This is a genomic window from Pseudomonas algeriensis (genome assembly GCF_048847255.1).
Lineage (GTDB): Bacteria > Pseudomonadota > Gammaproteobacteria > Pseudomonadales > Pseudomonadaceae > Aquipseudomonas.
The window spans coordinates 20,970-38,418 of record NZ_JBKKRK010000025.1 but is presented as its reverse complement, the minus strand read 5'-3'; the positions used below and the strand labels follow the sequence as shown (position 1 = coordinate 38,418).

Genomic DNA, 17,449 nt, shown 5'->3' with positions numbered 1-17,449 from the left:
AACTATAATTAGATTTAAAGTGACACTAAAGTATTAAATCGAAGCTAATTACCGTCTATGCCTCCAGTAACTCTGGAGTTTGAATTCAAATTTTGGATAGCTTTCACAGGTCGGGAGCGACGAGCAAGAACCATACAGGACAAGTAGAATACCGGATAAAAATATCTCGGCGAGTAAATCGGAGTAAGGACAAAAATTGCGCAATAAATCAAAGCAAGAAAAACCAAGTCATCTCGCAAACTCAAGCGACGCCTAAAAAAAATGATTAAAAAAAGACAAAACGCAACAACACAATGAATTGTCACTATTAAATTATTATAAATATCATTAAAATCAAAAATATTCCCCACCCTAAAAATCAAACCATACATTGCATGGAGCGCCTTAGGTATAAAAACAAGGAAATAAAGTCCATTTCGTTGTGCTTCGTTAAGTAGTACATATGCCCCGCTACCGTCATCTATAGCAGCCCCTCTGTCAGCGTTACTATTTACACCGACGAATTGGTCACCCACAAATAAATAGGCGACTGATATTCCTAATAATAAGACCACCACAAACAACAGTCTCTTATGCCGAAGTGGATTAAGAGAGGAAAACGCAGTAAATGCCACAAAGACAAACAAAGCCAACTGCCAGCGAACAAAAAAAGACGTTACAAATGCCAAGATTAGATAAGTACCTCCTCTTCGCAGCAGCCATGCCACAAGCAAAGAAACAGTCAATAAGGATATTATTTCTTTATTAATAGAAAGTAAGCTAGAAAATGTAATCGGACTCAAAAAAAGCAAAAAAACAAAAAGAAGCCAATTACAATCATTACCCCTTCGAACCAACCACAAGGAACTGAAAAGCAATGATATATTAAGGCATACTACAAGAAAGCGATCCCCCCCAAGAGCCTCCAAAATAATCAGTGGACCGAAATAATTACTGTCCCATGAAATCATTTCAGAGAAACTATCAAAATCCGCCTCCCAATACAAATTTTCATAAGTTAATGAATCCGCAAAAAACTTAAAATTGATTTCGCCGCTAAGCATATGCCTACCCCACAAAGCGTAGAACAACACTGCAGAAGCCGAGAAAAAAAACAATAAAAATGTCGACCTCTTTACATACAGCTTCATACTTAATCCTCGCAGCGATGTCGCTCCTCAAACTACCCGTTTCAACTGCAAAACGCATCCAACATTAAGACAGTTAAGACCCGTCTTATTAAGCGAATGCATCCGCATGCACACACTCTAGCCGTTTTTTCTAACATACTGACGATAAATCTTTTTCATTCCATCCCACAGTGCTCGGTCACTCGGGTATTCATCATGCCGTTTCTCAGGTCGCTCAAGATAAGCTCTCAACTTAGGCTCATCCCACCCCATCTTTTTTAGAAAATATTTCTTGTCCGTCTCGAGCCCTTCAGTTGAGGGATACGGCGACTCCGCCAATCTCGTCAAGGCCTCTTCGCGGCTCATTTGGCCACTCATGACAAGCGTGGCTAAATGTAATTTACGTTTATCTACGCCGAATTTCTCCGGCAATATATATCCCTGATAGAAACGCGTAAATATCGACTCGTAGTGCTTATAAGGGTAGCGCTTATAACCATACTTAGCCTCCAGCTCATCTAATGCCTGATTCTTTTGGTAATCATAAAAATCAAGATAGGAAACCCATTGGATCCTACGAATTAGCCGATTTATAACGTAGTCAATTGTACCAACGGATGGAAAGGTCTTTAGCTTAACTCCGCCAAGCGCTCCTAGCGCTTTAATATTCTTCTTATCCCATTTACGCCAATTCCAACCTTCCGGCATCGGCATACCTTCCGTGGCAGAGTTACTGCCAGAAAGAATATATTTTATTCCATATTTCCGTGCTTGCGCATAATTAACTGCAAGCATAGCATTATCGTATAAAAGCTCTACATCGATAACATCTGCATCAAAAAAAGCTTGCATAAGACGCTTGTATTCCGGCCATTCGATAACATGAGTGTAAAGATCGACATTAAGCCCGGAGACGAGGTTTTTAATATTATTTGCGGCAAGCTCGGAGTTCCAGTTGTTATCCATATGCACCGCTAATGGTCTTAATCCTTCCTTCACGGCAAGATCAAGCGCATACGAACTATCTACACCGCCAGACAATCCTATTATGCAATCGTATTTTTTACCTTCACCAGCTTGTTTTACCTTCTCGATAAATATTTTTCGCTGGATCGCTCGTTGCTCCTCAGAAACAAATACGACCTTGCTGACTTGCTCCTCGAAATATGTACAGAAATTACATATTCCGTTAGCGTCGAATAATATATCTGATGCGGAGGTATCCATCACGCATCTTGTGCAGATCTGGTAGTTCTTATGATACATCTGAGCTCCTAAATAACGACTCAAGCGCCGAATAACCTGGATAACTAATCAATACGGCTCGATGAGGCCCCTGCAATACAAATAGACTCCCTGCGGCTACCGCAGACGCACCTGCCTGAACAGCTTCGAGCAAATGCTCCATTTTACCAGCACCGCCCAACGCAACCAGTGGTACATCAAGGACTGACGCCGCAGATTTTATCACGTCCAAATCATAGCCATTCTGCATCCCATCACGATCAACGGAGTTCAGAAGAATTTCTCCAGCTCCGGCTGAGGCAAGCTCTTTCATAACCGCGAGCCAATCAGCGGAAATTTTTCGCCTAGCGGAGGAAGACCATAGCCTAATCCGCCCCAACCAGTCTCGTTTCACATCAATAGAGATTACGATACTTTGGCTACCGAAACGGGATGCCAACTCGGTAATAAATTTAGGGTTATCAAAGGCTGCAGATTGCAAAATAATCTTTTCGACGCCAAGCGAAAATAGATTTTTCGCCTGCTCCACCGTATTTATTCCTCCACCATAACCGAGAGGCATAAAGCACTCAGCTGCAAACTCTTCAATAAGCGCATAATTCGGAGGACGCTTTAGACGAGTGGCGTCGATGTCAATAACAACAATTTCATCCACCTCCTTTTCATTGAAGATACGAATCGCATTGATGGGATCACCAACATATTTTGAATTATTAAAGCGCTGGGTCTTTACCAAACCGTCTTCACGCAACAGCAGGGCGGGAATCACTCTATGTCCTAGCAAGTCACACCTCTAGAAATTTTCTGAATAGTTCCATGCCAAACCGATGGCTCTTCTCAGGGTGAAACTGAACGCCCCATATATTTTCGCGGTGAAAACCGGCAACGAATTTTTTTCCATAATCGCAGATAAACATTTCATCTGATTTATCCGCACAATCCACATAGTAAGAATGTACAAAGTAAAACCGTCGATCTATTGACTCGCTAGAAATTAGTGAATCATCGCTTATACTTACCACGTTCCATCCCATATGAGGAACTTTCAAGTTGACCGCATCTTTTGTAAAATCAAATCGTCTAACCCGAGCATCAATCCATCCTAGCCCAGCTTCTTGCCCTTCCTCGCTAGTCTTACACATCAACTGCATACCCAAACAAATGCCAAGTGTCGGGATCTTACGCTGTAATACCGCGTGATCAAGTTCGGGAAGCCAGCCTCCAGCTTTCAGACACTCCATAGCGTGCCCAAAAGCACCAACCCCTGGTAACAACAGCTTTTGAACGTTCGATAGATTGCTCGGACAGGAAATTATTTCAGCCTCACCTCCAACATGTTGGATCATGTTAACCACTGAGGCGATATTGCCAGCACCATAATTAATGACAGAAATTTTGCCTTTACTCATCTTTTCATCGCTCTGTCTAATATAGTCTGAACGCCGCATTGGGGAACTGTGCTTGGCATTGATTGGCCGCAAGATAGCTTTTCATATATCCACGACTCTATGATATCGACATTCTGCTCTAATACATTCGCGAATCCAATATCACGCTCAAACTCATACAAGCTTTCAAGCATCCCCCCCTTGTTTAAATGGGGATTCAGCAAAGCAGAATATAATCCAAACCATGAGGCTTCTATTACGACAGAGCTCATATCAGTTATATGCAAGTTTGTTTGCGCAAGCACGACGGGTAATGGTAGCAGACTGGTTCGCCGCCATTCGACGCCAGTCAAGCTTCCAAATTCTTTCGCCAGGTATTCCTCGCAGAACTTACCTTCATCCCCCATCAGCTGCACGGGGTGCAACCGCAGTAACCAGTTATATTTTCCCTGAGTTCTTTTAATTACTGATTCCAATGCTTTACACATAACCTTATTGAAATCACTGTCGGGATAGTAATGGATGTGTAATCCCCACTGCAAAGCCACCAAAATTACCGGTTTCTCATCAAGAAAAACTTTCCCGTTTCTTAGCGCCTCTTGAACTAAAAGATCTTTATCGCTCGCATAGTGGAATCGGTGAAACCAAGGGTGCCCTATCACATCAATAGTCGTCCCCCGTTCGTAAGCCCATCTTAAATGAACGGTGCTTTGTTGATCCCAACACAAGAAACCACTTGGCAGATCCGTTGTGGCTAACTTTTTTGGCAAAATATCACCGTACCACTTGCTATTTTTAGCAATGACGCCATGTTGAATATCATAAACAGGAATATTGGAAGCTCGACATGCCCTACAGAGGGCTGGGTCTGGCTGAATGCCTATCACCACTTTGGGCTTAACCACATCCAATATCTTCAACCAAATAAGCGACTTTCTTGATATTCCGAACTCTTTACTTTTTTCCTGACCTATAAAGATGGTAAGTACTCGCACCCACAACGATACAATTAAAAACGACCGATTAAACGCTGCCGGCGAGTTGTAGGCCTGCTCGCCTGTCAGTCGGCTAACAGGGGTAGCGATAGACTGAACATCTAGATTTTTTTTTAAACACTCATCAGTAACGGTGTCGATTATCGGAGAATATGCTTTTCCTTCATAAAGATATCCGCAGTCCGCGTCATGTCGAACGACCATGACATCAGATGCTCCAAGTGCAGACCATCCATTTTTACCAAATAAAGCAAAAATCAATAGTCTAAGATTTGAAAATAAAATCTTCATTTATCTAGGTCTTCAAAAAAACACTTACACATCCTAAAATCTAGGCATGTATCAATATCTATTGATCTCTCCATTGGCATTATCAGTGCTTGACTATTAGACATGAAAAAGCCACGCGACCTTAAAAAGCTGTCGGTTTTAGCCAAATATATAGCACCGTTCAACCGATAGTAAACTGGCAGATCCTGACTACGTTGATTCAATATTTCCGGCCGCAAAAAATCATCCATCGCTCCGTCAAAACCTAGAATATTGCTCCATAACGGCGAATGCTCACACTGACATACACTTATAATACTTTCAGCGCCCGTTTCACTCATTTTCCGTACGGCTTGGGAAATATCTTCAGCCGTACGCAAGGGTGAGGTCGGTTGCAACAACATTACTCTAGCTGGCCTTACATTCTCCTTGGCTAAAGTATCCAGGATATGAAGAAGCACATCGAGCGTAGCTGCATTATCGCTAGCTAGATAGTCAGGACGTCTCAACGTCTGAAGACCGAGTCGTTTGCCCTCCGCCAAAATTTTATCGTCGTCACTACTTACAACTAACCGGTCTACAACGTTACTCTGGAGAGCTGCCTCAAGTGTCCAACGGATTAGGGGCTTACCGTGCAGATCTAATAGATTTTTTCCGGGTAAGCGCTTGCTACCTGCTCGAGCGGGTACTATCGCAAGGATATCCAAAGTGTAGCCTGAATTACCCATGAAACAACCCTGCTATATCTGTCTGCGCGCGTTTAAAATCCTCCATTCTGCCTATATCAAGCCAATACTCATGTATAGGAAACATATTTACGTCTTTGGCTAATGCAATCTGTTTTTCTAATAATGTAGGCATATCAATCCGAGTTCCAGGCATCACGCCTTTCACTAATTCAGGCGACAATAAATAAATACCGGCATTAATGAAAAACCGATGTACGGGTTTCTCCACCATAGACCGTATTCGATGGCCCTCACTTTGAATGACCCCATAAGGCACGCAGTGCTCATACTCCCGCACGCACATGGTCGCCACTCCTTGATGCTCCAGATGAAATTCAAGAAGATTTTGAAAGTTTAAAGTAGTAAGCAGATCTCCATTCATCATGAACACGGGCAAATCGATTTCATCATGAGGCAACAAGCCTAATGCACCACCAGTGCCCAAAGGCTCCTCCTCATGGACGTACCGAATGCTGACTCCCCACTGGCTGCCATCACCAAAATATTCACAGATCATTTCTGGCATGTAATGCGTGGAGATAAAAAACTTGTGAAAACCTGCGCTAATAAAACTTTCAAGAATCAATTCAAGAATTGGTTTGTCGCCGACTTTGAGCAAGGGCTTCGGACAGTGTTGGGTTAGCGGGCGGAGACGAGATCCAAATCCCCCCGCCATTAGAAATACCGGATTATCATGCTGCTTCTTATGCAGCAGCCCATGAAGGGTCTCCAGCCCGACAACTCGACGATGTGCGTCAATCACTGGCAGTTGCAGCAATTGGTATTTTTCCATCACTGCGAGAATACGTTCTTTGCTCCACCCTCGCTCAACGGTCTGTGGCGAAGCACACATAACCTCGCTTACTTTTACATTTAGCGGTAAATGCTTAAGCAAACTGCGCCTCACATCTCCATCTGTGAGGGTTCCCAATAGCCGGCGCTCAGGATCGACGATCAAGACGATTCGCAAGGCCACACGGTCAAGTGTCGCGACCGCATCCTCCAGGGACGTATCCGGACCTATGAGTACTGATTCCCATCGTTGCATAAATACTCCTAATGAGCCGTCGGGGCGTCTCTCTTACGCGCCGCAGGACCATACATAACTTGTCGACTGCCGAGGTCTTTAGTCAATACAGCGCCAGCCCCGACAACTGCTTCCATTCCGATTTTCAGACCTTGAATAACAGTGGCCCCGCTGCCGATGAATACCCCGTTACCAACCTGAACGCTGCCACAAAGCGTGGCCCCTGGAGCAACGTGAACATCCGCCCCCAACCAGCAATCATGATCGATTCCAGCCCGGGTGTTAATAATAGAATTAGTGCCAACAACCACATCAGCCTGAATGATCGCGCCGGCCATGACTTGGACGCCTTCGTGCAGATCGGCAGTGGCATCTACCCAAGCAGTGGGATGCAAGAGCACTGGAAAGCGATATCCTCGCTCTTTCATAAGCTGATAAATACCTTGTCTTCCGGACGTACCGACCAACTGGCCGATGCCATTAACCAATTCCACGGTTCCCGGCGGCAGGGCATCAAGTGCCGCATCCCCACCCAGGATGGGTATTCCCCGCCACTGGCCGCCGATCTGGTCCGTCAAGGCAGGATCACAAACCCCCAGCACCTCGAAGCCGGCAGACATAACAAGGGATAACAGTACTTTGGCATGCCCGCCGGCTCCCAAAATGACCAGAGGCTTACGGTTGTTCAAGGCTCAATATTCTCACCAATGACATAGGCCCTCGTAGCACGAGAGCCTACAAGCCCCCAGAGGGAGGTCGGTAGCATACCCCGTCCGGTCCTTGCAGTAGTGAGATGTTCCCGCGTCAAAATTTCCCCTTCGGCTATCTGACAAGCGGCTACTACCTGTTGGCGAGCCGCCGTACGAGTGTCCCACTCGCTAGATTGGGGAGCTTTGGCCCCACTCCCGAGCGCCTGTTGTAACGCGCGGATATCGTGAACCATCGCTTTGAGTTCATGGGGCTCGAGTGAAGCCAAATGATCCGGCCCGGGCATGGACTTATCCAGAGTGAAATGTTTTTCAATAATACGAGCCCCCCGAGCTACAGCAGCAATGGATACCAAGGCTCCCTCGGTATGGTCCGAGTACCCGACCTCGAGTCCAAAAGCGGAGGCCAGCGTGTCCATCGCCCGGAGGTTGACTTCAGGCCAAGGTGTCGGATACTGGGACGTACAATGAAGTAATGTAACGTGTCCGAGCACCCTCTTCCGTGCCTCTTGGCTTCCCCAGCACTGCCATACGTCGTCCATATCCTTAGGCTCGGAGGTGTATGTTAATGCGTGGGCCACAATGGCCAGGGCCTGCTCAACCTCTGAAAGCGTAGCCATTCCCGTAGATAAAACCAATTTCTTCCCAGTACGGGCAAACTGCCATAGCAGAGGACCGTTTGTCAGCTCTCCCGACGGCACTTTGAAAAGAGGCATATCAAGATTGTTGAGGAAGGCCAAACTTTCGAAATCGAATGCAGTTGAAAGAAAATCGATCCCCTTTTGATGAGCATAATTCTGTAGCTCCGCATGCCACTCCTTTGGCAATTCAAGTTTTTTCAACATCGACAGCTGGCTTTCGGTCCCATCCATACCTTTCTTTTGATAGGCTGCCTTGGGCACATGTTTAGACGCAAGCTTGGAGGCATCGAACGTCTGAAATTTTACAGCGTCTGCACCAGCTTCGGCTGCCGCATCTATCAATGCGAACGCCAAAGCGAGCTCACCGTTATGGTTCACGCCGGCTTCAGCGATGATGTAAACCCGGTCTGTGTCGGACTGTTTCATAGGTCAGCTCAGATCAAAAAATGATTTATGGAACGTCCCGTCATAATCCCTCAAGATTCTGAAGATTGCATCTGACGCGTTGCCGCTCCCATAGGGATTGATAGTTATTTTACACGTCGCCCCAAACTCTGGTGTCAACGCCCTGTGAACATTCCGCTTAATCGAATCGATGCTCGGATCACAGTGCAATACGGAATCCGCGGCCAACCTACCCTTCTGTCGTACACCAATATTGACGGTGGGTATGCCGAAAGCCGGAACTTCTATAATTCCACTCGAGGAATTTCCGACGACAACTGACGCCATGGAGATTGCCGATAGATAACGCTTAAAACCGAGTGACTGGATAGCCAAAACCCGATCCGGCCGGCTCCGCGCGTATGTCTCAAGCATTGGAATAATGGCACGGCCACCATTGTCCGCATTCGGATAAGTAAGAATGACTTGATGCTCGGGGAAGTCATCAAGCGCCTCCAAGAGCGCAGTGAAGCTCTCCTGAGGATCTTCAGCCATCAATGTGACCGGATGATAGGTAACGACCATATAGGGCGAACGTAAATCGAAGCCGAGATTTTCCCGGAGCTGCTCAATACTCATTTTCGGAGCGCGTAGTAAATGATCAACTCCGACGGCACCTACGTTGAAAACGCGCTCAGGAGCTTCCCCCATCTGAATCACCCGTTGACGGTAGGGTTCGGCCGCCACAAAGTGAAGGTACGCCATTTTACTGATGGCGTGCCGAATCGCATCGTCATAAGCCCCTTCTGTGATCTCACCGCCGTGGAGATGTGCAATTGGGATACGCATGATCAAAGCGGCCTGTGCAATGGCCAATGTCTCGAAACGATCTCCCAGAACAACCAATATGTCCGGTCGTAGTCGATCCAGAGCGTCAGCAAAACCCAACGTACCGACCCCTATAGACTTTACGATCCCCACGGCGGAATCCGAGGAAAGCAACATTTCTACTTTCGCGTCGATATTGAAACCATCCTCGGTAATTTGGCGCCATGTCTCTCCGAACTCAGGCGACAAGTGCATACCACTCACAATGAGCTGTAGTTCAACGTCGCCACTCGACTGCAAGTCTTTCATTAACCAGTAGAGTAGACCGTACTCCGCTCTTGAACCGGTAAATACGGCTATCTTACGTTTCATGCACTGATCTCCGGAACGACACTGCTAGGCAGGTTCACGATACGAGCGGACAGCCATTCGGAATTTTTCAATTCACCTTGGGGGCACTTAGCGTAGAGGGGCAAATGATTCATTAACTTCCAAATTGGACGAGTCATCACCCCGTTTTCGTTAGTTGCTTTGAGTAGCTCGTCTCTTTGAAGCGCATTATCACAAATGACCGCGTTTAGCCAATAATTAGATCGACAGCCATCAGGTTCTTTGAAAAACTGCAAATCGCCTCCGTCTAAGGCTTGGGCATAGCTAGACGCGAGCTCACGCTTGGCAGAAATAAAGCGCTCCAGTTGTTCCAATTGTGCACACCCCAACGCGGCATTTATGTTGGGTAGCCGATAATTGTAACCGAGCTCATCATGCACATATTCGTAAGGGTGAGGCTGTTTGGCAGTCGTTGTCAGGTGCTTGGCCCTTGCGCCCAGCTCTTCATTAGCTAATATCATTCCGCCACCACCTGTCGTAATGATTTTGTTTCCATTGAAGCTCAAAGCGCCCAAGCGGCCGAAACAACCAGTGTGACGCCCCTTGTACAAGCTGCCCAAGGACTCCGCCGCATCTTCAACCAGAATCAATCCCCACCGGCTACAGACGTCCACCAAGTCATCCAGCTCTACAGGATGACCGAAGGTGTGCATCGGAAGACAAGCTCGGATAATCTGCCCAGTCGCTTTGTAACGAGGCAAGCCATCTTTCCCCAGCTGCGCGTTGCCTTCGAGCCATATTTCGAGAGCTTTGGGCGATAGGCCCAAGGTATGTCGATCAACATCTACAAAAACCGGCTCCGCGTCGCAGTATGCAATCGCATTGCAAGTAGCAATAAAGGTTAAAGGCTGGGTCACCACTAAATCACCCCGCCTAACGCCCGCCAATAACAGTGAAATGTGCAACGCTGCGGTACCGTTTACCGTCGCGATAGCTCTAGGGCTGCCGGTGTAAGAAGCCATGTCCCGTTCAAATCGATCAACGAAGGCTCCTACGCTAGAAACGAATGTCGACTCGATGGTCTCAACCACATAATCACGCTCTCGCCCCAAAAAAACAGGAGCGTGAAGTGGAATGAAATCGTTCGTACGATATTGCGCACGCACGAACTGAATTAAAGAGTCGAACATAATAGCGCCTCAAACGTTATAAATATCGGCTTTGTATTTAGCGAGATTCTCAGGAAGCAACAACCAATCGATTGTTTCCTGAAGCCCACGGCGAATATCATACTGTGGTTGAAACCCTGTCAGCCCGCGTATTTTGGTATTATCGCACCACAAGCGAAACACTTCCGATTTTCCAGGGCGGATCCGCTGCTCATCCGTAAGAAACTCTACGTCACTCCCCATCAGCTCGCGAATCAGGTTTAACGTGTCCCCTACGGATATTTCATAGTTTGATCCGATATTTACCGTTTCACCGACTGCTTCACTGCATCGAGCTAACTCCAGAAACCCCCGACAGGTGTCTGCGACGTAATTGAAATCACGAGTAGGAGTGGTATCGCCCAGCTGGATCTGCTTCTTCCCGCTAGCAATTTGGGTAATGATCGTCGGAATGACCGCTCTCGCAGATTGGCGAGGACCATACGTATTAAAAGGTCGCGCAATAGTCAGAGGCAAGTCGAACGAGTTATAGAAGCTCATCGCCATCGCATCGGCGCCAATTTTCGAGGCACTATAGGGAGACTGCGCCTGTAAGGGATGTTTTTCATCTATTGGTACGTACTGGGCGGTGCCGTACACTTCACTAGTCGACGTATGAATGACCCGCTGAACACCATTTTCCAACGATGCCTGGCAGATATTCAGCGTACCCTTAATGTTAGTATCAACGTAACTATCGGGCGCGATATAGGAATAGGGAATTGCAATCAACGCCGCCAAATTAAATACAACATCGACATCTTTTGTAATATGCTTGCAATAATGTGGATCGCGAACGTCGCCATTCAACACCTCTATGCCATTTAAGCAGTCAACACTCTCTAACCAACCCCAGTAGTTAAAAGAATTGTATTGCGAGAGCGCTTTAACCTCGAACCCTTCCCGCACAAGTAGCTCGGTAAGGTGGGAACCAATAAAACCATCAGCACCTGTAATTAATGCTTTCACGTGCAATTCCTCTCCTTAAAAAAATCAGAGCGTCTTATCTGGACAGCAAGCCTCTCGGGTCGCTTGCAAATATAGTATTCCAACATATTACGAATCGCATCCAGTCGTGATAAAAACCAGCTTCTGACGATTAACTTCTCATCCATATACTTCGCTCCAGTGCCATTCGCATCGCCCCAGATACCTCGGACCACGGCAAGGGACAGATGCGCTGCGATACCAACCACGCCAATAAAAAAAGTAGTCCTTCGGAAAACACATACGCAATGGCCGCACCTTGTAATCCAAAAAAATTTACAAACGCGATAGTCATTAAAATTGAAAGCACCCCTGTAAACAATGTAACCCACGAAATAGAACTTGTGCGAAAATTGAAGAAAAACAACCCTGAAACGGAGAGATACATACCTTTAAATGTTTGCCCTAAGAAAAACCAGAACACAATTTCTTTTGCAGCTGCGAAATTCTCTCCGATCACCGCAGAAAAAAATAATTTGCAGAATCCCGCCGCCAGAAATGCAAAAAACAAAAAGATAAGCCAAGATAAATATGTAAACCCAACTATTTCCAAGCGCGCGCTACTAGTGTTCGCCTTCAACTTCCCGTACAACCAAGGTGTGTAGACTTTGGCGAAAGCGTCAGTGATCAATCCTATCATCATGCCAATTTGAAGTGCTAAGGTATAAATCCCCACTGACTGGACATCAAGTACATTGGCAATTATAAATCGATCAGCAACAACGATCACCAACCCTCCAATAGCATGGGGAATGAGAGGAACACCAAATTTTAACGCATCTGCAACATGCCCTTCCCGAGCCTTGGGGCAACTCAATTCTTGACTAATAAACAACCCCAACAGAGCCAACACACCAAAAAGAATTGTCGCAATTACCTGCCCAAGAACTCGGCCTTCCCAAGCCATGAAAAAGGCAAATATGAACACCAGTGAAACCCCGGCATTAACTACTCCTTGAGATACTTGGAATATGCCATACCGCGTTGCTGCCCCACTCACCCGCCACAGTGTTAATTTTATATTTATAACAAACTGCATCCCGGAAACCAGAACCGCAATAAGTAGCCATTCATAAGGCAGACTTGTAGGTTCAACAAGCCATTCTCCAAACAAAGCGACTATACCTAAGATGATTATCGTGCTGATCGATAGAATTCCGACGCAAGCTCCGACATACCGAGCTAGAACATTCTTTGGGACCTCGAAATAACGAACACCTATTGCCCCGTGAACGCTAAGCCCGGTTAATGTTCCGAAGACATTTACCATCACACCAAACATTGCGACGACGCCATAATCGGAGGGAGTCAGCGCTTTCGTAAGAAAAGGTAAAAGAAGAAAAGGGATACCGGCGCTTACGATATTTGCGCCCAAGAAGATCCCTGCCTTTCCGAAACGTTTGATATTCATTCCTGCTCACGCAAAGGAAAAACTGAGCTAGCGTTTATCGCCTTTCGCAACGCCGATTGCACAGTTTCAAACACGGGGGTCACATCTGCACTCATAGGTAGACTTATTACTAACTTAGCCACAGAACTGGAATATGGTGTTGATTTCAACGAGCCGAAACGCCTAAACACAGGCTGCTCGTTTAATGGAACAGGATAATGAACAGCCGTCGGAATACCTTCCGACCTCAAAAAATTTTGCACTTCTTCACGATTTTCGAGCATGATCGTGTACTGAGCGAACACGCTTGTCCGATCACTCCTTTGATGAACTCGTCGAACGCCCATCTCGTCCATAATTTGATTATAACGAGCTCCTATTTTAATTCTCTCGGTTACTTCCCAATCAAACCGCTTAAGCTTGGCCAACACGATTGCGCATTGGAGAGTATCCATACGCCCACCCAGTCCGATACGAGTATGCCAGTATCGTTTGCTCTGGCCATGAATACGGATCTCTCTACAAGCCTGCGCAAACATGTCGTCAGAAGTAAATATCGCTCCGCCGTCGCCATAGCAGCCCAAAGGCTTGCTTGGAAAGAAACTTGTGCAGCCTATAGTGGACAAGTTGCAGCTTTTTCGCCCTTTGTATTCCGATCCGAAGCTTTGGGCGGCATCCTCAATAACCGGTATATTGCCATGACTCCTGGCAATCGAGTTAATCTCGTCCATATCCGACGGTTGCCCGTAGAGACTGACTGGCATAATGGCTTTGGTTTTAGATGTTATCGCTGCTTCCAGTTTCTCCACGTCGACATTGCAAGTTAGTGGATCGATATCTACAAAAACAGGACTGGCGCCTAACAGTACGATAACCTCTGCAGTTGCGGCAAAGGTAAACGGAGTAGTCAATACTTCGTCCCCGGGACCGATCCCTAAGGCCATCAGACTAATGAGTAACGCATCAGTGCCACTAGAAACGGTAATACAATGCTTAGCACCTGTGTAGGCAGAAAGCCGAAGCTCAAGCTCAGCCACTTCAGGTCCCATAATATACTGTCCGTGTTCCAGAACACCATTTATCCGGTGCTGGATCTCTTCTTTCAGCGCCTCATATTGTGTTTTTAAATCAACAAAATGAATGCTCATCCGCCACTGCACTCCAGATAACCAGCAACTAATTTATAGTTTTGAGCGGTGCGAGGGCATGTATATGTACCTTCCCCCGCAAGGCCGAGTGGTACCCTTTCCCCCTGCTGACTCATCCAGCCAATTTGTTTCGCAGGAACACCGGCCATCAATGCATACGGTTTAACATCCCGATTCACAACCGCCCCCGCTGCGACGAATGCGTACTCGCCTATTGTTACACCACATACAATAGTGCAATTTGCACCCAACGTTGCACCTCGCTTGACCAAAGTATCTCTATACTCATCTTTGCGACAAACCGTGCTACGCGGGTTATATACGTTCGTAAACACCATGCTTGGACCGCAGAAAACATCATCTTCAAGAATGACGTTATCGTATACCGAGACATTATTTTGAATTTTTACATTATTACCTATTATGACATTATTACTTACAAAGACATTTTGGCCTAGCGTGCAGCCCTCACCAATAAGCGCTCCTGAGCATACATGCACAAAATGCCATATGCGCGAACCATTTCCTATCTTAGCGCCTTGATCCACAATAGCGGAAGGATGTACTTGAAAGTTCATAGGGCTCACCTATTCAAGGTTTCAATAAAAGGGTGGCCTTCATCATTTTCAACTCTGCTAACTACCGAGGAACGAATATACTCAACGGTCTCGACGCAGTGTCGAGCATCCTCCAGCCCATACCCTCTCCCCTCCAGTATTTCATTATAGCTTACAGTATGGAGATCAGTGAAACCGTCAGAGAATTCCATTTCTTTGCCATCCACTGTAATCGAACGGTAAGTGGTTTTCTTTCCCTTGATGACTTCTGGCAAGTCATTGGCATCGATCGAAAGAAACCATCGTACCCGTGCTTTTTCGTATTCCAGATACCCAGCCGCCTTACATTCATTACTAAAGTGAACAACACTTCTCTGGAGCTTTCCGAATATGAAATGGAGCATATCGTAGAAATGGACGCCTATATTAGTCGCTACTCCATATGATTTACGCGGATCACCCTTCCAACTCTCCATATACCACTTGCCCCGCGACGTGATATAAGTAAGCTCCACATCATGCTTATGCTCAACGATCTCACTGGCAACTTTATTCTTAAGATTGATAATTGCCTGATGATGACGCAACTGCAATATATTGTACACTTTTCGGCCTGTTTCTCGCTCGATGAACGTCAAATCATCCAAACACTCAACTGTCGGCACCAACGGCTTTTCACAAATAACATCACATCCCAAACGAAGTCCTGCGGCGATATGAGCTTGGTGAAGATAATTTGGCGAACATACCGCGACATAATCAAGCTTATGATCGGACGTTCGCTTTAACCGCCAAGCATGTTCGTAAAAGCGTTCAAATTCGGTAAAAAACTCGCTTTCCGGCGCGATACTATCTATTACACCGACCGAATCGTTAATATCATATGCGGAAACCAATTTATTGCCTGTATCCTTGATCGCGCGCATATGACGTGGGGCTATGTAACCCGCCGCGCCAATTAGAGCAAAACGTTTCAAATTTATTTCTCCGCCATCAAGCCTTAATAATATGCTCTTCAGAAACGCGATACTTCCCGCGCGTATCAACTAGCAGCTGCGCGTACTTAGAAATAAAACCGTAATCAAATCCATCATGATCCGTCGCCAGAATCACTGCATCAAAGCTGGCAAGGTTTTCGGCCGAAAGTATCTCACTTGTCAAATTAAAATTATGCTCTCGCATCTTAGGAAAAACTGGAACATGAGGATCGCTGTAGGCCACCACACCGCCCTTAGCCGAGACTAACTCCATGATCTCTACGGAAGGAGATTCGCGCATGTCATCAACGTTTTTTTTGTAAGCAATCCCCAAAACCAAAACCTTACTATTCTTGAGCGCCTTTCCCCTGTTATTCAATCCATCCATCAACTTGCCTACAACATATTCCGGCATTGCTTTATTTACTTCGCCCGACAGCTCGATAAACCTAGTATGCAAGCCATACTCTCGAGCCTTCCAAGTTAAATAAAATGGATCAATGGGAATGCAATGCCCTCCTAATCCTGGCCCTGGGTAATAGGCGGTAAAACCAAATGGTTTGGTTGCGGCCGCGTCAACAACCTCAAAAATATCTATACCCATTCGATCCGCAACAACCTTCATTTCGTTGACCAGACCAATATTTACCGCTCGATGTATATTCTCCAGCAGCTTGGTCATCTCCGCAGTTTTTGTGGAGCTAACAGAAACAATTTGATCTATAGCATTTTCGTATAGCGCTACGCCCACTTCGAGACATGCCGGTGTGTGACCGCCAATAACCTTTGGTATCGTACGAGTTTCAAAACTTGGATTGCCTGGGTCTTCACGCTCGGGCGAATAAACTAAAAAAATATCCTCACCAACACGCAACCCACCCTCCTCTACACGGGGCAATAGCTCTTCTTCGGTTGTACCAGGGTAAGTTGTGCTTTCCAGAGAAACAATCTGTCCTGGACGGAGATGAGCTTTGATGGCGTTCGTTGTATTAATTACGAAGCTCATATCCGGCTCACGATACTTATTTAACGGCGTTGGCACGCATAGAATCAACGCATCGCATTCCGCAACACGCTTGAATTCAGTCGTCGCCTCGAAGCCATTTTGACAAGCAAGCGCAATTTTCTCACTCTGGATATGCTCGATATAACTCACACCTGAATTCAACGCTTCGACTTTTGCAACATCAATGTCTATACCTAGGACTTTGAAGCCAATAGCATTATATCTCAACATTAAAGGCAGACCAACGTAACCGAGGCCCACGATGCCGATTACGGCCTCTTTACTCTTAAACTTCGCGACGCTCGCCTGCTTCAAGCTCGACATCAAACATTGCTCCTTATATTCATTACAACATGGGTAGGATGCGGGTAAATTATCTCCCTTCTGCTCCCAGCCTTGAAAACGTACTTTTTATCGTCTCTGGGTACATTAACCTCTAAATCAATCCATTGTTCATCATTTGACTTCATGATTTTCTAGTTCAGCAAAGGAAATCTACCGGCCCACGATTGCCATTTCCGTAA

At 46.1% G+C, this 17,449-nt stretch carries 17 protein-coding genes; all 17 read right to left on the bottom strand.

The features are described from left to right. Positions 1-44 precede the first annotated feature (44 nt). The 17 genes from ACLK1G_RS25000 to wbpA all read right to left on the bottom strand — a co-directional run bounded on the left by ACLK1G_RS25000 (position 45) and on the right by wbpA (position 17,249). Positions 45-1,130, bottom strand: coding sequence for a hypothetical protein (locus ACLK1G_RS25000; RefSeq protein WP_420767810.1), 1,086 nt, complete (start codon positions 1,128-1,130; stop codon positions 45-47). A gap of 117 nt (positions 1,131-1,247) precedes the next feature. After that, entirely contained in the window at positions 1,248-2,375 is a 1,128-nt protein-coding gene (locus ACLK1G_RS24995) for an N-acetyl sugar amidotransferase (RefSeq protein ID WP_420767809.1), read from the bottom strand. Next, a complete protein-coding gene (locus tag ACLK1G_RS24990) occupies positions 2,365-3,123 on the bottom strand; it encodes an AglZ/HisF2 family acetamidino modification protein (RefSeq protein WP_420767808.1) in 759 nt (252 codons plus the stop codon). Before ACLK1G_RS24990 ends, ACLK1G_RS24995 begins: the two co-directional genes overlap by 11 nt. Positions 3,124-3,139: 16 nt before the next feature. Then, positions 3,140-3,763: an imidazole glycerol phosphate synthase subunit HisH gene (hisH, locus tag ACLK1G_RS24985; protein WP_420767807.1), complete on the bottom strand. Its 624-nt coding sequence runs from the start codon at positions 3,761-3,763 to the stop codon at positions 3,140-3,142. Beyond that, complete coding sequence (locus tag ACLK1G_RS24980; protein ID WP_420767806.1) at positions 3,760-5,028, bottom strand: hypothetical protein; 1,269 nt, start codon at positions 5,026-5,028, stop codon at positions 3,760-3,762. Before ACLK1G_RS24980 ends, hisH begins: the two co-directional genes overlap by 4 nt. Further along, positions 5,025-5,735 (bottom strand): acylneuraminate cytidylyltransferase family protein, encoded by a 711-nt coding sequence (locus ACLK1G_RS24975; protein ID WP_420767805.1) that lies wholly within the window; start codon positions 5,733-5,735, stop codon positions 5,025-5,027. Before ACLK1G_RS24975 ends, ACLK1G_RS24980 begins: the two co-directional genes overlap by 4 nt. Next, positions 5,728-6,783 (bottom strand): nucleotidyltransferase family protein, encoded by a 1,056-nt coding sequence (locus ACLK1G_RS24970; protein WP_420767804.1) that lies wholly within the window; start codon positions 6,781-6,783, stop codon positions 5,728-5,730. The genes ACLK1G_RS24975 and ACLK1G_RS24970 overlap by 8 nt, the downstream gene beginning before the upstream one ends. Positions 6,784-6,791: 8 nt before the next feature. After that, on the bottom strand, positions 6,792-7,451 hold the full coding sequence (locus tag ACLK1G_RS24965) for an acetyltransferase (protein ID WP_420767803.1): 660 nt from the start codon (positions 7,449-7,451) through the stop codon (positions 6,792-6,794). Next, positions 7,448-8,536 (bottom strand): N-acetylneuraminate synthase, encoded by a 1,089-nt coding sequence (gene neuB / locus ACLK1G_RS24960; RefSeq protein ID WP_420767802.1) that lies wholly within the window; start codon positions 8,534-8,536, stop codon positions 7,448-7,450. The genes ACLK1G_RS24965 and neuB overlap by 4 nt, the downstream gene beginning before the upstream one ends. Before the next feature lie 3 nt (positions 8,537-8,539). Beyond that, positions 8,540-9,694: a UDP-N-acetylglucosamine 2-epimerase gene (gene neuC / locus ACLK1G_RS24955; protein ID WP_420767801.1), complete on the bottom strand. Its 1,155-nt coding sequence runs from the start codon at positions 9,692-9,694 to the stop codon at positions 8,540-8,542. Further along, positions 9,691-10,842, bottom strand: a complete 1,152-nt coding sequence (locus ACLK1G_RS24950) for a LegC family aminotransferase (RefSeq protein WP_420767800.1) — start codon at positions 10,840-10,842, stop codon at positions 9,691-9,693. Before ACLK1G_RS24950 ends, neuC begins: the two co-directional genes overlap by 4 nt. 9 nt (positions 10,843-10,851) lie before the next feature. Beyond that, positions 10,852-11,829, bottom strand: a complete 978-nt coding sequence (locus tag ACLK1G_RS24945; RefSeq protein ID WP_420767799.1) for an NAD-dependent 4,6-dehydratase LegB — start codon at positions 11,827-11,829, stop codon at positions 10,852-10,854. A gap of 130 nt (positions 11,830-11,959) precedes the next feature. Then, a complete protein-coding gene (locus ACLK1G_RS24940; protein WP_420767798.1) occupies positions 11,960-13,258 on the bottom strand; it encodes a lipopolysaccharide biosynthesis protein in 1,299 nt (432 codons plus the stop codon). After that, the gene (locus ACLK1G_RS24935) at positions 13,255-14,385 is read right to left on the bottom strand and encodes a DegT/DnrJ/EryC1/StrS family aminotransferase (protein ID WP_420767797.1); all 1,131 of its coding nucleotides are present in this window, start codon (positions 14,383-14,385) and stop codon (positions 13,255-13,257) included. The genes ACLK1G_RS24940 and ACLK1G_RS24935 overlap by 4 nt, the downstream gene beginning before the upstream one ends. After that, complete coding sequence (locus tag ACLK1G_RS24930; RefSeq protein ID WP_420767796.1) at positions 14,382-14,963, bottom strand: acyltransferase; 582 nt, start codon at positions 14,961-14,963, stop codon at positions 14,382-14,384. Before ACLK1G_RS24930 ends, ACLK1G_RS24935 begins: the two co-directional genes overlap by 4 nt. A 5-nt stretch (positions 14,964-14,968) precedes the next feature. After that, entirely contained in the window at positions 14,969-15,919 is a 951-nt protein-coding gene (locus ACLK1G_RS24925) for a Gfo/Idh/MocA family protein (protein WP_420767795.1), read from the bottom strand. A gap of 16 nt (positions 15,920-15,935) precedes the next feature. Beyond that, positions 15,936-17,249, bottom strand: a complete 1,314-nt coding sequence (gene wbpA / locus ACLK1G_RS24920; RefSeq protein ID WP_420767794.1) for a UDP-N-acetyl-D-glucosamine 6-dehydrogenase — start codon at positions 17,247-17,249, stop codon at positions 15,936-15,938. Between the last annotated feature and the right edge of the window lie 200 nt (positions 17,250-17,449).